Annotated in this window: 14 protein-coding genes; 7 read left to right on the top strand and 7 right to left on the bottom strand. The window is 67.3% G+C overall.

Going from position 1 to position 15503, the window contains the following annotated elements; genetic code table 11:
- Positions 1 to 209 precede the first annotated feature (209 nt).
- The gene (locus AC3WLC_RS04015; RefSeq protein WP_493682645.1) at positions 210 to 1097 is read left to right on the top strand and encodes an SDR family oxidoreductase; all 888 of its coding nucleotides are present in this window, start codon (positions 210 to 212) and stop codon (positions 1095 to 1097) included.
- A 7-nt stretch (positions 1098 to 1104) separates the two neighbouring features.
- On the opposite strand, the gene AC3WLC_RS04010 is transcribed toward AC3WLC_RS04015, so the two are convergent.
- The 7 genes from AC3WLC_RS04010 to AC3WLC_RS03980 form a co-directional block, all read right to left on the bottom strand.
- Positions 1105 to 2091 carry a glucokinase gene (locus tag AC3WLC_RS04010; RefSeq protein WP_493682644.1) on the bottom strand — a complete coding sequence of 329 codons (987 nt, stop codon included), beginning with the start codon at positions 2089 to 2091 and terminating at the stop codon, positions 1105 to 1107.
- A 63-nt stretch (positions 2092 to 2154) separates the two neighbouring features.
- Positions 2155 to 3186: a Gfo/Idh/MocA family protein gene (locus AC3WLC_RS04005; protein ID WP_493682643.1), complete on the bottom strand. Its 1032-nt coding sequence runs from the start codon at positions 3184 to 3186 to the stop codon at positions 2155 to 2157.
- Entirely contained in the window at positions 3183 to 4247 is a 1065-nt protein-coding gene (locus AC3WLC_RS04000; RefSeq protein ID WP_493682642.1) for a Gfo/Idh/MocA family protein, read from the bottom strand. The genes AC3WLC_RS04005 and AC3WLC_RS04000 overlap by 4 nt, the downstream gene beginning before the upstream one ends.
- 76 nt (positions 4248 to 4323) lie before the next feature.
- On the bottom strand, positions 4324 to 5373 hold the full coding sequence (locus AC3WLC_RS03995) for an ABC transporter substrate-binding protein (protein WP_493682641.1): 1050 nt from the start codon (positions 5371 to 5373) through the stop codon (positions 4324 to 4326).
- A 33-nt stretch (positions 5374 to 5406) separates the two neighbouring features.
- On the bottom strand, positions 5407 to 6180 hold the full coding sequence (locus AC3WLC_RS03990) for an ABC transporter permease (protein WP_493682640.1): 774 nt from the start codon (positions 6178 to 6180) through the stop codon (positions 5407 to 5409).
- Positions 6177 to 6968 (bottom strand): ABC transporter permease, encoded by a 792-nt coding sequence (locus AC3WLC_RS03985; protein ID WP_493682639.1) that lies wholly within the window; start codon positions 6966 to 6968, stop codon positions 6177 to 6179. Before AC3WLC_RS03985 ends, AC3WLC_RS03990 begins: the two co-directional genes overlap by 4 nt.
- Positions 6965 to 7780, bottom strand: a complete 816-nt coding sequence (locus tag AC3WLC_RS03980; protein ID WP_493682638.1) for an ABC transporter ATP-binding protein — start codon at positions 7778 to 7780, stop codon at positions 6965 to 6967. Before AC3WLC_RS03980 ends, AC3WLC_RS03985 begins: the two co-directional genes overlap by 4 nt.
- Before the next feature lie 204 nt (positions 7781 to 7984).
- Between AC3WLC_RS03980 and AC3WLC_RS03975 the strand changes: the two genes are divergently transcribed.
- The 6 genes from AC3WLC_RS03975 to AC3WLC_RS03950 all read left to right on the top strand — a co-directional run bounded on the left by AC3WLC_RS03975 (position 7985) and on the right by AC3WLC_RS03950 (position 15502).
- Positions 7985 to 9088 (top strand): GntR family transcriptional regulator, encoded by a 1104-nt coding sequence (locus AC3WLC_RS03975; RefSeq protein WP_493682637.1) that lies wholly within the window; start codon positions 7985 to 7987, stop codon positions 9086 to 9088.
- Between the two features lie 86 nt (positions 9089 to 9174).
- Positions 9175 to 10725, top strand: coding sequence for a CehA/McbA family metallohydrolase domain-containing protein (locus AC3WLC_RS03970; protein WP_493682636.1), 1551 nt, complete (start codon positions 9175 to 9177; stop codon positions 10723 to 10725).
- Between the two features lie 72 nt (positions 10726 to 10797).
- Positions 10798 to 12156: an extracellular solute-binding protein gene (locus AC3WLC_RS03965; RefSeq protein WP_493682635.1), complete on the top strand. Its 1359-nt coding sequence runs from the start codon at positions 10798 to 10800 to the stop codon at positions 12154 to 12156.
- Positions 12157 to 12182: 26 nt separating this feature from the next.
- Positions 12183 to 13112, top strand: coding sequence for a carbohydrate ABC transporter permease (locus tag AC3WLC_RS03960; protein ID WP_493682634.1), 930 nt, complete (start codon positions 12183 to 12185; stop codon positions 13110 to 13112).
- On the top strand, positions 13109 to 13942 hold the full coding sequence (locus AC3WLC_RS03955) for a carbohydrate ABC transporter permease (RefSeq protein WP_493682633.1): 834 nt from the start codon (positions 13109 to 13111) through the stop codon (positions 13940 to 13942). The genes AC3WLC_RS03960 and AC3WLC_RS03955 overlap by 4 nt, the downstream gene beginning before the upstream one ends.
- A gap of 33 nt (positions 13943 to 13975) precedes the next feature.
- Complete coding sequence (locus AC3WLC_RS03950; RefSeq protein WP_493682632.1) at positions 13976 to 15502, top strand: sulfatase; 1527 nt, start codon at positions 13976 to 13978, stop codon at positions 15500 to 15502.
- Position 15503: the final 1 nt, after the last annotated feature.

Genomic DNA, 15503 nt, shown 5'->3' with positions numbered 1-15503 from the left:
GATCGATTTCCTCTCAACGTCCGGCCGGTGGTGTCTTCGTCCGGCCTGATGAGAGGCATTTGAGCGGCCGGCGCTTACACACGCCTTACAGCCGGCACGCAGCCTGGCGGGGCCTTCTGCGTTTCAAGTCTTCACTCGGTAGCGCTTGATGTCTTCGCGCAGCCGGCCGATAGCCGATCCTCGTGGACCACCAACCTGCCGAAGAGCCGATGACCGAGGAACGACAGCGACATGCCAGGGTTCTCGTCAGCGGTGGGAGCGGCCGGCTCGCCCGGGCGCTCTCGCGCGTCGGTGGGGATCGCGTGCAGGCCCTGTCCCGCACCGAGCTCGACATCTCGGAACCCGCCGCCTTTCAGGCCGCGCTCGCCAGGTTGAAACCGGACGTCGTCATCAATGCGGCGGCTATCGCCAGTCTCGAGGCCTGCGAACGTTCGCCGGAGCGGGCCCAGGCCATCAACGCGCTGGCGCCCGGTCAGATGGCCCGCGCCTGCGCTCAGGCTGGAACGCCGTTCATTCAGATCTCCACGGATTATGTCTTCGGCGCCCCGACGCACCGCCCGTGGCGCGAAAGCGATCCGGTGTCGCCGGTCAACCTGTATGGCGAGCTCAAAGCCGAAGCCGAGCGACAGGTCCTCGCCGCCAGCGGGGAAGTCTGCATCGCCCGGGTGGCCTGGCTGTTCGGCGACGGCAAGGACTTCATCGCCCATCTCCTGCGTGGGCAGGACGAAAGCGTCAGGATCGCCCACGACCAGATCGGCTCGCCGACGCCGATCTTCCCGCTCGCCGACCGGCTGCTGGATCTGGCCGGGCGAATGGCGGCGAGGCAGCCCGTCCCTCGCCTGCTCCATCTCGCCGGCTCGCCGGCCGTATCGCGGGCCGAGTGGGTCGCCACCGCCTTCGACGCGCTTCGCCTTGCCGGACGGCGGACGCCCGAACTGATCCCTGTCCCGATGAGCGATCTCGGCTCCTCAATCGTCCGTCCCCATTACAGCGCGCTCGACACAAGCCTGGCGTCGGAGCTGTTCGGCGGCGAGCTCGATTGGCGCGCCGCGGCCATGCAGGCCGAAACCTTCGCCGACCGGCCGGTATCGAGCTAGCCGCGCCTCAGGCCGGGCAGGTGTACGACGCGTCCGCGATCCGCAGCCATTCAACGCAACCGATCAAGGCGACGCGGTCGTCGAGCAGGAGATGTGCGTCGAAATCCGCCATGAACGGGCCCATCCGGCCCTTGGCATGGAACGCATCGCGGAAGGTGTCGGTGCCGACGAGGAGCGGCGCGAGCGCCCGGCAGACACCGCCAGAGAGATAGATGCCGCCATGCGGCAGGAAGGTCAGGGCGAGGTCGCCGGCGACGCGACCGAGCAGCCGCAGGAAGAGATGGGCGGCGGCGACCGCCTGCTCGTCGCTTCCTTCCACCGCGGCCACGGCGATCTCGGCGCTCGTCTGCGCCCTGCACGGCCGGCCGTCGCGGCCACAGACAAAGGCATGGATCTCGCGCAGGCCATTGCCGGACAGCGCCCGTTCGACGGAGGCGCGGCCCCGGCCCGCCGCCAGCGCAGCCTGGAGCCCGCATTCCTCTTCGCCCTCGATCGCCAGCGTCGTGTGGCCGCATTCGGCGGCCGCAACATGGGGAGCCCCGCCGAACGCCGGCCAATGGCAGGCGGCAGCATTGAAGCCGGTTCCGGCGCCCAGGACCATGCGAGTGGCACGCAGTGGCGGAGGCACGGCTGATGCAAAGACCGGCCGCGCCTCCAAGCGCTCAGGCGCGATGAGCGAGTATCCCAGCGCCTCGAAATCGTTCAGGAAGCCGATGAAGGGGGCGCAGGTCAGCGCCTGCAGGCTGCTTCGGGCGATGGTCCAGTCGCGGTTCGTCAGTTGCGCCCCGTCCGGCGTCGGAACCGCCGCGAGCGCAATGCAGCAGGCATCGAAGCGCCGCTGGCCGAGCCGATCCAGATAGCTCTCGACCACCGCCTCATAGCTGTCGAAATCGTCATTGGCGAAGCTGTCCAGGCTCGAAGGGACGAGCTCGCCGTCCGCGACGAGGCCGAGCCGCGTATTGGTGCCGCCGATATCGGAGACCAGCGCGGTCATGCGGTCGCGCTCATCGCGCCACCGCCCATCTGGCTCGCCATGACATCCCTCGCGTCCTTCTGCTCAGGCCCTGACCGGCTCGGCACGGCCGGAGCGCACCGAGCGATAGGCCGCGTCGATCATCGCGAAGGCATGGCGGCCATCATCCAGGGTGACGGGCATGGGCCCGCCCTCCTTGAGGGCCTTCACGAACGCCCAGGCGACATGCTCGTGGAAGACGCCGGTCTTGAAATGCGGCACGGTCGGCGACGACGCCCAACGCCCACCACCCTCCTCACGGCGAAACACCCTGAGGAACTCGCTCTCACGCGTCGGACGCGAGGCGATGTCGACGCCGCCGAGCAGGATCGTGCCTTCCGTGCCGTAGATCTCGATCGAGGTGTCCGCGGCGGCGAAAGCCCAGCTCGTCGTGACCTCGGCGATCATCCCGTTCCCGTAGCGGAAGACCGCCGCGGCGGTGTCCTCGACCGGCAGGCCGAAGGTGTCGGACGAGGTCGTCGCGAAGGCGCTCTCCGGCATCCCGAACAGCCAGTGCAGGAAATCGGCGGCGTGGACGCCTTCGTCGAGCAGGGTGCCGCCGCCCGATTGCGCGGGATCGACGAACCAGCCCTTGCGGAAATTCGGGTCGAAGCCGTGGCTGTGTCCGTGCCGGATGCGCACCAGCGTGACGCGGCCGACGGAGCCCTCACGCAGCAGGTCGGCGATCTCGTGGTTCACCGGGTCGAAGCGCTTTGGAAAGCTCTGCATGAAGCGGATGCCAGTCTGCGCGACGACCGCGGCAATGGCATCGCATTGCTCCATGCTGGCGCCGAGCGGCTTCTCGCAGAGGACCGGCAGCCCCTTCTCCGCCGCGGCGCGGACTAGCGCCGGATGGTTCACGGTCTCCGAGCAGATCGCGACCGCATCGCTCTTGGCGAGCAGCGTGGCGAGATCGGCGACCGCCGCAATGCCGTGCTGCCTGGCGAAGGCCTCCAGGCGGGCAGGGTCGGCGTCGAAGGCTCCGGCGACAGCGACGCCCTCGCTCGCCAGGAAGGCCTTCGTCCAGAAATTGGCGTGGTAGTGAGCGACCCCCAGGATCGCGATCCGCAGGCTCATCTCGGCTCCGTTGGTGCTGTGGGCGCCGCGGGCAGGCGCTGCCCAGTTCGCGCCGCCTGATAGATCGCCTCGGCGACCTCGACCGAGCGCAGGCCCGCATCGGCAGTGCCGTCCGCCGGCGCGAGGCCGCGGACGACGTCGAGCCAGTGGCGGTGATGGGCTTGCCCGAGCGGCGCATCCGCAAGCGGCGGCGCGACCCAGCCTTTCTCGCCGGTCAGATCGGGCGCGAAGAGCGCGGCCGGCCCCCGCTCCGTGCGCAGGAAGACCGTGCCGGCGTCGGTGTAGAGTTCGAGCCGGAAACGGTCGCAGCCGGCGCGCTCGGTATAGCTCATCTCGTGGCTCGCGATCGCACCATCCGCGAGGCCATAGGTCGCAGCGACGGTGTCCTCCAGCTCGGTGCGGACGGTGCGGCCGTCGGCCAGCCTTCGTTCAGGCCGCGCGGTCCGTGCGCGTGCCTCGACATCGCCGATCTCGCCGAAGAGATGGCGGCAGAGGTCGATCCCGTGCACGCCGAGCTGCATCACCACGCCGCCCGAGACCTCGCCGGACCGGAAGAACCAGTCGGCCCAATCGGCTCCGGGGGTGGCGTTGCGCAGCCGCAGCGAATGAACCGCGCCAAGCCTGCCGCTCGCGAGCTCCTCGCGCAGCCAGAGCACTTCCGAAAAGTAGCGATGCATGAAGCTGACGCTCAGCGGCGCCGAGGCTTGCGCCGCGGCCGCCAGGATGGCGCGGCATTGCGCGCTGTCGAGCGCCATCGGCTTCTGCAGCAGCACGGCCTTGCCGGCTGCGAGCGCATCGATGGCGATGCGCTCATGGGTGTTGTCGGGCGAAGCGATGATGACGGCGTCGATCGCGGGATCGTCGAGCACCGTCCGGTAGTCGGTCTCGACGCGGGGAATGCCGAGCGCAGCGGCGCGCGTCTCGGCAACCTCGCGCCGCCGCCCGACCAGCGCCGCGATCTGCGCCCCACCCGCGGCCCGGAGACCGCCGACATGATAGTCGGCGATGAAGCCTGCGCCGATCAGCGCCACGCAGACCTTGTCCGACGGGGAGCGGCTCATGATGCCTCGCGTAAAGACGCCGATGCAGGAGAGGTGAGCGAGGCGGACTCCAGAAGAAGGCCGCCCCGTCCGCCGATCAGGGCTTCCATCGGCCCTCGATCGCGACCAGAGCCGGATCCACCGCCTTGAGCGGAGCCGTATAGGTATAGGTCAGCGCGTCCAGAGGCTGGCCGGGGATGCGGTTCGTCGCCTTCAGGAAGCCGACGATCGCCGCCATGTCGTCGACATAGGCCTGATCCACTTTCGAGTTGAAGCTGTAATCGGCGAGTAGCGCCTCGTTCATCTCGGCCGGCTGCTTCTGGACATCCGAGAAGATCTTGATCACCTCCGCCTTGTTGGCGGGGTCGGCGACATAGGCCTGCGCCTTGAGCAGCACCTTGACCAGGGCGTTCGCCGCATTCGGGTTCTTGCGCACCCAGTCCTGCGAGGCGACCCAGATCGTGCGGTTGTTGGAGACGGGCGCGGCTTCGCCCTTGTTCTTGGCGAAATAGCTGGTCGTGCCGCTATGGACGATCCTGGCGCCCTGCTCCTTGACGGCGCGGTACGGGAACGGCTCCCAGAACACCATGCCCTGGATCTCGTTGCTGGCCATCGCCGCCATCGCTTCCGGCGGGGCGAGGTTGACGGTCTTGATCTTGCTCGCGTCGAGCCCGTAGCGCTTGGCGACATTGTCGAGCAGCGCGCCGGAGGTCGAGCTCACCAAAAGGCCGAGCTTGACCTTGTAGAGGTCCTCCGGGTTCTCGACCCCGGCATCCTTGCGCACGACGATCTTCTCCAGGCCGTGGCTGACGGCGTTGGTGCCGAGGATGACCACGGGCACGCCGTTATGCGCTATCGAGACCGGGGGCAGGTTGCCGGGCGTCCAGAGCTGGACCTGGTCGGCGAGCAGGGCTTCGCCGGCAAGGTTGCCGGAGGCGAAGGTCTTGAACTCGACGGTCTTGAAGCCGGCCTCGGCGAACCAGCCCTTCTCCTTCGCGACGATATGGACGAGGAAGGGCAGGTCCGGGCCGATGCTGATCGAGAGCTTGTCGGTCTCGAGCTTCTGCGCCGCCGCCGGCAGCAGGCCGGCCAAAGTCAGCAGCCCGGCGAACGCTGCGTTGCGCAAATGCGTCGAAAATGCCTTCATTCCAACCTCCCCTTTGTTGTTGGATGCTTGCGTCTAACTGCCGTGCCAGCGGCCGACCCAATGCCGGATCGCCACGCCGATGGCCGCGTCGGTCAGGAGATTGAGGGCGCCGATCAGCAAGATGCCGACGATGATGACGCCGACCGAGCCGCCGGCATTGCGCTCGGCGATGATCATGTAGCCGAGGCCCCGGTCGGCCGCGATCAGCTCGGCGGCGACGAGCACGCCGAAGCTCAGGCCCCAGCCGATGCGCAAACCGGTTGCCAGATCGGGCGCGGCCGCGGGAATCGCGACGCGCAGGAGCAGCGGCACGCCCGAAAGGCCCATGGTCTGGCCGGCGCGCAGCAGCATCGGATCGACGCTGCGCATGCCCTGATAGGCGGCAGTGACGACCGGGAAGAAGGCGCCGAGGAAGATGATGAAGAACTTCGAGGGCTCGCCGAGGCCGAACCAGATGATCGCCAGCGGGATCCAGGCGAGCGGCGGGATCGGCCGCAGCAGCTCGACCAGCGGGCTTACGATCAGTCCGAAGCGGCGATACCAGCCGGCGAGGATGCCGACCACGACGCCCGCGAGCGCCCCGAGGGCAAAGCCGGAGAAGACCCGGGCGAGGCTCCAGGACAGGTTCTCGCCGAGCTGCTGCGCCGTCAGGCGCTCGGTGGCGGCGGCGATGGCGAGCGACGGGCTCGGGAACACCGCCGGGTCGATCAGACCCGTGCGCACCGAGGTTTCCCAGAGCACGATTACGGCGAGCGTGCCGATGACGCCGAGCGCAAGATCGTTGCTGCGAAGGGTGCCGGCGCTCATCGCCGCACCTGGTCGAGATTGCCGGCCCAGGGCATGAGGACGCGTTCGAGCCCGGCGAGCCCGCTGGAGATCAGGAAGCCGAGCAGGCCGATCACCAGCATGCCGACGATGGTGATCTCGCTGCGATAGAAGGTGCGGGCTTCCATGATCAGCGCGCCCAGGCCCTGGATCGTGCCGATCATCTCGGCGCCGACGATGACCATGAAGCCGACGCCGAGCGCCATGCGCGCGCCGGCGAAGATGCGCGGCAGCGCCGCCGGCAGCACGACCTCGCGATAGAGTTCCGGCCCCTGCATCCCGAAGGAGCGCGCCGCCCGCACCAGCACGGGGTCGACATAGCGGACGCCGGCGATGACGTTGGACAGCATCGTCCAGAAGCAGCCATAGCCGATCAGCACGACCTTGGTCAGCTCGCCCGCGCCGAACCAGACGATGACGAGCGGCAGCAGGCTCAGCGTCGCGACCGAGCGGCAGAACACGATGAGCGGAGCGCTGAGCTTGTCGAGCACCGGCAGGGCGCCGATCAGCAGGCCGAGCGGCACGGCGAGCAGGACGGCCGCGACATAGCCTTGCAGCACGCGCCAGATCGTCACGCCCGCATGGGTCCAGAGCGAGACGCCGGTCGGAAAGCCGGTCAGCGACAATTCGACGAAGCCGCGGGCGATCTTGCTCGGCGGCGGAAACTGATAGGCCTTGAGCTGGCCATAGCCGACGGCGAGCTCCCAGGCCGCGAGCAGCACGGCGATGACCGCGAGCGAGCTGGCGGCGCGGGCGAGCCGGGCGTTCATGACGACAGCTCGCTCCAGATCTCGTCGTAGAGCGCATTGAAGGCCGGCTCGGTGCGCGAACGCGGCCGCGGCATCGGCACCTCGAAGACCCGCTGGATCCGGCCGGGATTGGGTGCGAGCAGCACGATCCGGTCCGACAGCATCAGGGCTTCGTCGATCGAATGGGTGACGAAGACCACGGTCTTGCGCCGCGCCTGCCAGATGCGCAGCAGCTCCTGCTGCAACTCGATGCGGGTCAATTCGTCGAGGGCGCCGAAGGGCTCGTCCATCAGCAGGATCTGCGGATCGAGCGCGAGCGCGCGGGCGATCGACACGCGCTGCTGCATGCCGCCCGACATCTCGCGCGGGTATTTGTTCGCCGCCGCCTCCAGCCCGACGAGGCGCAGCAGTTCGAGACTGCGCTCGCGGCGCTCCTCGCGCGGCAGGCCGGCCTTGCGGAAGCCGAAGGAGACATTGCCGAGGGCGGTGAGCCAGGGGAACAGCGCGTGCTGCTGGAAGACGACGCCCTGGCCCTGCCCGGGGCCGGTCACCGGCCGCTCGCCGATCGCGATCCGGCCGAAGGTCGCGGCGTCGAGGCCGGCGATGATGTTGAGCAGCGTGGTCTTGCCGCAGCCGCTGCGGCCGATCAGGGAGACGAACTCGTTCTCGGCGATGTCGAGGTCGATGTTGTCGAGCACCGTGAGCTCGCCGCCCTGGCGCGCCGCGAAGGCCTTGTGCACCGCCTCGATCCGAATGAACGGCGCTCGCGTCCGACGGCCCGCCTGGGGCGTCGCGTCCGGCTCGCGCATCGAGACATTGCCGGCGCAGCTCATCGGCACTCCTCCCCGGCCTTTAAAGCCGGCCTTGAGGTCAGGCTAGTGCAAGAGGACAAATTGTAAAGTGCAATTTGTATTTCAGTGCATATAATGCCGCTAGCGAGTCGAAGCCGGTATCTCCGGTTGCAGCGCGCTGGTCGCGATTGTATGCGGCGAAGACGCTTCGGCGCCGTCGCATCGGGAGGCTGTCGAGAGGGACCCATGCGCAACGGCTCGGCGAATATTGTCCTGCGGACGCTCCACGAGATGATCGAGCGGCTCGATGATGGTGCGCGCCTGCCCACCGTGCGCGACCTGATGAAGAAGCATCAGGTCAGCCAGGCGACCGTCCAGGAAGCGCTTGATCATTTGAAGGGCGAAGGCCTGCTGGTATCGCAGGTCGGTCGCGGCACCTATGTCACCCGCGGCGGCGCGCCCCGAGCCGGCGAGAGCGGGCGCGAAACCGGGCTCGACAGCCTTCTCATCCTGTCGAACGCCAGCATGAACGAGCGCTGCGCTTTGGTGCAGAACTACATCGTCGAGGAGATGTCGCGGCAGGACGCCAAGGTGGTGCAGATCTCCTATCACCATACCGATCATCTGCTCGAAATCCTCAATTCCATCCCGGATTTCGACGCGGTGGTACTGCAGTCGCATTACGAGAGCATCCCGATCCGCCTGCTCCATCTGTTGCAGCAGAAGGCGAAGGCGCTCGTCGTCGACGGCCATACCGTCTCCGGCGTCGACATTGATCGCATCGGCACGGATTGGGAGGACGCGCTGGAGATGGCGCTGCGCCAGCTCGTCGATCTCGGGCACCGCTCCTTTGGCCTCATCTCGATCAACACCATGGCCCAGCCGATCCTGGCGGCGCGCCGTGCCTTCGGGCGCCATGCCGCGATCGAGAGGGGGCGCTTCAGCTTTCATCCGCCGATCGTGCTCGAACGGGTCCAGCATCCCAGCCACAGCGTGCTCGACGCCGTCGCCGACACGCTGGAGCCGCTCCTGTCCGACGATGGCCGACTGCCGTTCACGGCGCTGCTGACGCTCGGCATCTCCGATACGCTCGGCGTCACCCAGGGCCTGCAGCGACTCGGCATCGACTGGCCGAATGATCTGAGCGTGGTCGTGCTCGGCCACCGCGACGTCCCGAGCGAGCATCTCGGCGTCATGACCATCGCCGGCAGCTCGCAGCGCAAGGCGGCCGAGAAGCTGGTTGAGACGATAAGGCGGCGGATCGAGCAGCCGCAGCTGTCGCCGCAGATCGTCTACCTGCATTGCGACCAGGCCGTGCGGGGCAGCACGGCGCAGCCGAAGCGGTCCTGACGAGATCGCGCCAGAGGTACATTGCAATATATATTGGACCGCGCTAGCGTGCCCGCCAGAAAGACCAATAAGCGGGTGGGAACGGCATGCTTGGCGAGCGCCTTCCGGAAAGGCTGTCACCCCTGACCTCGAAGGCTGGGGTCAGGCCGTTTTACGGCGACCTGCACAATCACTGCGGCATTTCCTACGGGCATGGCAGCCTCGAACAGGCGCTGAAGCGGGCCCGCCGGCAGCTCGATTTCGTCTCGGTGACCGGCCATGCCTATTGGCCGGACATGCCGGTCGACGACGCCAGCGTCGCCCATATCGTCGATTTCCACGTCAAGGGCTTCGCCCGGCTGGACAGGCTCTGGCCCGGGCACTTCGCCACGCTCGCCGCTGCCGACGAGCCCGGCCGCTTCACCGTCTTTCCGGGCTACGAGATCCATTCCTTTGCCCATGGCGACTACACGATCGTCTATCGCGATCTGACGCCGCGCCCGATCCTGAAGGCCGACAGCCCGGCGGAGCTGAAGCCGATGCTGCGGGCCGAGGCCGGCGCGGGCGCCTTCGCCTTCCCGCACCATATCGGCTACCGGCTCGGTGCCCGCGGCATCAACTGGGCCTCGCTCGATCCGGAGCTGTCGCCGGTGCTGGAGATCGTCTCCATGCATGGCTGCTCCGAGACCTCGATCATGGACCGGCCGTTCCTTCATTCGATGGGGCCGAGCGATGGTCATTCGACCGTGCGGCATGGCCTCAATCTCGGGCACCGTTTCGGCTTCCTCGGGAACACCGACCATCATAGCGGCTATCCCGGCTCCTACGGGCATGGTCGCTCCATGGTCTATGCCGGCAGCAATGATCGCGGCGTGCTCTGGGACGCGATCATGCAGCGCCGCACCGGCGCGCTGACCGGCGACAATGCGCATCTGTTCTTCATGCTGGGCGGGGCGATGCCGGGCGGCGAGGTCTATGCCGGCGCGGATCCGAGCCTCAGCCTCGAAGCCGTCGCGCCCGGGCATATCGACTATATCGACGTCATCCGGAACGGCGCGCTGGTGCGGCGCGTGGTGCCGGAGATCGAGGCATCCCCGATCGATGGCGACAGCGCTGAGCTTGAGACCATCATCGTCCTCGAACTGGGCTGGGGCTCACGCGGCAAGCAGCACCATTGGTCGGGCTCGCTGCGGGTCGAGGGCGGCGAATTCCTCTCGGTCGAGCCGCGCCTGCGCGGCAACGAGGTCGTCTCTCCGCTCGAAGGCGATGCCGACGGGCAGGACGAGGACGAGGTTTCGCTCGACGGCGACCGGATCGGCTTCTCGATCACCGCATCGTCGAACCCGAACAACATGACGCCGGCGATGCAGGCGATCGCGGCGCGCGTGCGGCTGCGCGGCGATGCCCGCCTCGTGCTCGACGCCAATGGCCAGCGTTTCGAGGTCACCGCAGCTCGCCTGCTGGACGGCGCGCTGGCGGCCAATCTCGGCCCGATCGACAGCCCGGCCTTCAGGCTCTTCCCCCTGCCGCGTCCGCATCAGTGGCAATGGCAGGGCAAGATCGCGCTCGAACCACTGCGGTCCGGCGACTGGGTCTATGTTCGGATGCGCCAGGCCAACGGCCAGTGGGCCTGGGCCAGCCCGGTGTTCTGCCGGTGACGGCGCGGGCATGAGGAAACACCGTTAAGCTGACGGCAGAATGACGTGGAACGGTTTCGCAGGGAGGATGACATGAGCTTCGACTTTCGCTTGCCGCGACGCGATCTCCTGAAGGGGGTTGGGGCCGCCGGCCTCGGCGCCGCGCTCGGCACCGGCGGCATCCGGCCGCTCTACGCCAAGGGCCAGGCGCCGATCACCATCGTGGTGAACCAGTCGCCCTGGTTCGCCAGCTTCCGCCGCACGGTCGAGGCCTATGAGGCGGCGACCGGCAACAAGGTCGAACTCGACGTCAATCCCTTCGCGGGATCGCTTGAGAAGCAGCGCAACTCGGTCCGCGCCCAGCGCGGCCAGTACGACATCCTGATCATGAACTCCGGCTGGTTCACCGAGATGTATGCCGGTGGCTTCCTCGATGCGATCACCGACATCGACCCGGGCTTCAAGCTCGATCCCGAGATCTACACGCTCGGCGACACCATCTACTACAACGCCCAGAAGAAGACGGTGACGGCCGACGGCAAGCTTATGTCGCTGCCGGTCTCGCCGCTGATCCCGCTGCTCTATTACCGCGGCGACCTCTACAAGCAGGCCGGTCTGTCGGCGCCGAAGACTTTCGCCGAGCTCGAAGCGAATTCGGCCAAGTTCCACAAGCCGCCGGGCATGTACGGCATCGTCCAGCGCGGCGCGCGCGGTCCGCATACCGTCGCCTACGACTTCTACCCCTACCTCTACGGTTTCGGCGGCGGCATCTTCAAGGACCAGTCGGCCGGCGATTATTCGGTGACGCTGAACTCGCCCGAAGGGCGCGCGGCGCTCGACTACTACATCCGGCTGGCGCGCACCGTCGGCCACCCCAAGACGGCCGCCTCCGACCAGGCCGAGGTGATCCAGGCGATGGTGACCGGCCATGCCGCGCACATCATGATGGTGATCGCCGCCTGGTCGCAGATGGACGACCCCAACAAGTCGGCTGTGGTCGACAAGATCGAATTCGCACCGCCGCCCTCGCAGCCGGGATTGCCGACCGCTCCGGGCCTCGGACACTGGCTCGCCGGCATCTCGCGCAACGTGCCCGATGACCGCAAGCGCGCGGCGGTCGAGTTCCTGCGCTGGTTCCAGACCAAGGACGCCCAGATGGAGACGGCGAAGGCCGGCGGCATCCCGGTCCACGCCGCCGTCTACAAGGATCCGATCGCGGAGGAGCGCAAATACCGCTGGATGAAGCCGCTGGCGGAGGCGCTGCCGCACGCGGTCAACATCTACCAGTTCCCCGAGGCCAACGACGTCATCGCCGTGCTCGAGATCGGGCTCAACCGGGCCGTGGCCGGCGAGATCACCAGCGTCGATGCCCTCAACGGCATGTCCGCCGAGATCCACAAGATCATGGAGAAGTATTCCTACAAGACCGGCGGGCTCCAGCCGCTGAAATGACGTCCGGGCGGTAGGGAGAGCAGGGCATGGCGGGAGCCGCGGCAAAGGGCGGTGCGCAGGGCATCGCCGGGCAGATGGAGAGTGCCGACCAGCGTCTCTGGCGCTGGCTGACGCTCGCGCCGGCTTTGGTGATGCTGCTGGCGCTCAGCATCGTCCCGCTCGTTGGGCTCGTCCTCACCAGCTTCCAGAACATCGCCTGGGTCGAAGGCCGGGCAGTGCGCAGCTGGGCCGGGCTCGACCATTACCGGGCCCTGTTCAGCGATGCGCTGTTCGGTGCCGGCCTCTGGAACACCGGCCTGTTCGCGCTCGGAGCCGTGACCGGGCAGATGCTGCTCGGCTTCGCGCTCGCGCTGCTGGTCAGCAAGGTGAGTCGGGCGCGCGTGCTCTACCGGACGATCTTCATCCTGCCGATCCTGATCCCAGGCATCGTCATCGGCGCCATCTGGAAGCTGATGCTCAACTATGATTTCGGGCTGGCCAACCAGATCCTCGGCCTGGTCGGGCTCGGGCCGGTCGACTGGCTCGGCGATGGCCGGATTGCCCTGCTCTCGGTGATCATGGTCGACATCTGGCACTGGACGCCGTTCTGCTTCCTGCTCTTCCTGGCGGGGCTGGAATCGCTGCCACAGGACGTCTACGAGGCCACCAAGATCGACGGGGCGAATGCCTGGCAGGAGCTGCTCTACGTCACCCTGCCACTGATGGTGCCGACCATCGTCGTCACCTTCGCCTTCCGCCTCGTCCTCGCCTTCAAGGTCTTCGACGAGGTCTATCTCCTGACCAAGGGCGGGCCGGGCACGGCGACGGAGGTCATCAGCTTCACGCTCTACCAGCGCTTCTTCACCGAGGACAAAGCGGGCTACGGCTCGGCGATGTCGGTGACGGTGATCTTCCTGGTCTGCCTGCTGCTGGTGGTGGCGCTGTCGGCGCGCCGCCGCTCGGAGGGCCGGGCATGAACGGCGGGTCGCGCGCCTCCTCGGGCTGGCCGATCCACGCCGCCCTGCTCGTCAGCGCGGCGATCGTGCTGGTCCCGGTGATCTGGACGGTCGCCGCCGGCTTTCGCACCCAGATCTCGCTGCTGATGGGCGAGGTCGCCTTCTCGCCGGTCCTGTTCAATTTCCACGAGGTGCTGTTCTCCAAGACCTCGGAATTCCTGGTCAACTACCGCAACTCGATCATCGTCGGCGTGGCGAGCACCCTGCTCTGCGTCGGCGCGGCGACGCTGGCCGCGTTCTCGCTCAACCGCACGCGCTGGCGCCGCTGGGTCGTGCAGGTTTTCCTGGCTTGGACGCTGGTCTTCCACATGATCCCTCCGGTCGCGCTCGCCAGCGCCTGGTTCACCATGCTGCGCACCGTCGGCCTGGAGAACAGCTTCACCGGCCTGATCCTGGCGCATGCGACCCTCAATCTGCCGATGGCGATCTGGCTGATGAGCGTCTTCATCCGCGAGGTCCCGAAGGAACTGGAAGAGGCCGCGCTGATGGATGGCGCGACCACGCCCGTCCTGCTCTGGAACGTCGTGCTGCCGGTGATCGCGCCCGGCCTTGCCGCAACGTCCGTCCTGACCTTCGTCTTCTCCTGGAACGAGTTCGCGGTCTCGCTGGCGCTGACCATGAAGCAGACCGCGACCGTCCCGGTCGCGATCGCCAAATTCGCCCAGGAATTCGAGATCCAGTACACGCAGATGGCAGCCAGCGCCGGCCTTGCCATGCTGCCGGCCCTGATCGTGATGCTCTTCGCCCAACGCTACATCGTCAAAGGCCTGACCCAGGGCGCCGTGAAATAGCACCTGCCAGCGAAGCCGAGCCGGGAGACCATTGTGAAGGCCGTATTCGTCCTCTTCGATTCCCTGAACCGCCACATGCTCGGCTGCTATGGCGGCAAGCGCGTGCCGACGCCGAATTTCGACAGGCTGGCGCGCCGGTCGGTGAGCTTCGACCAGCATTATGTCGGCAGCCTGCCCTGCATGCCGGCGCGGCGCGACATGCTGACCGGGCGGCTCACCTTCCTGCACCGCAGCTGGGGGCCGCTCGAACCCTTCGACAACGCCTTCCCGGAGATCCTGCACAAGGAGACCGGGACCTACAGCCACCTGATCACCGATCATTTCCACTATTGGGAGGATGGCGGCGCGACCTATCACAACCGCTACGATTCCTACGAGTTCGTGCGCGGGCAGGAAGGCGATCGCTGGAAGGCGATGGTTCAGCCGCATTGGGAGCGGCTGCGCGAGAAATACCATGCGCGCCAGTTCAGCGACGCCCGCCGCAGCTATTTCGGCCAGAACATCATCAACCGCGAATTCATCAAGGCCGAGGAGGATTTCCCCTCGGTGCGCTGCTTCGCCGAGGGTTTCGACTTCCTCGAGCGCAACAAGGACGCCGACAACTGGCTGCTTCAGATCGAAACCTTCGACCCGCACGAGCCCTTCACCGCCCCTGCCCGCTTCAAGGAAGCCTTCGACACCGGCTGGAACGGCCCGATCCGCGACTGGCCGCGCTATGGCCGCGTCGATGAATTGCCGGCGGAATGCGAGGAGCTCCGCGCCAACTACTACGCCGTCGTGGCGATGTGCGACGACCTGCTCGGCAAGCTCCTCGACTGGTTCGACGCCAACGACATGTGGAAGGACACCGCCCTCGTCGTCACCACCGACCACGGCTTCCTGCTCGGCGAGCATGATTTCTGGGCCAAGAACCGGATGAACCTCTATGAGGAGGTCGCCCATATCCCGCTCTTCCTGCACGATCCCCGCCATCCCGAACGCGACGGCACGCGCTCGCAGGCGCTGACCCAGTCGATCGATCTCGCGCCGACATTCCTCGACCTGTTCGGCGCCACCCCGCCGGCCGAAAACGAGGGCATTTCGCTTTGCCGCATGGCGGATGGCACCGCGCTGCGCGACGGCCTGTTGTTCGGCTATTTCGGCGGCGCGGTGAACGTCGCCGACGGGCGCTACACCTATCACCGCTTCCCGGAGGACCTGTCGAAGCAGGAACTCTACCAGTACACGCTGATGCCGACGCACATCTTCTCGCCGTTCTCGCCGGAGGAGCTGGCGGGCGCGACGATCTCGCCGCCGCTCGGCTTCACCAAGGGCGCGAACCTGCTGAAAGTGCCGGTGATCGAGCGCTCGCCGATGTACAACAACTACGGCCCGGGCGGGCTGCTGGAATCCGAGACGCGCCTCTACGACCTCGCGACCGATCCAGGACAGGAAGCCCCCTTGAACGATCCTGCCACCGAGGCGCGGCTCACTGCGCTGATGCGACACCTGATGGTGGCCAATGGCGCGCCGCCGGAGGCTTTCACCCGCATCGACTTCGCCCCGGATGCGGCCGACTAAC

The organism is Allobosea sp. GW821-FHT03A12 (assembly GCF_058986765.1).
This window is presented reverse-complemented; position numbering and strand designations above follow the sequence as displayed.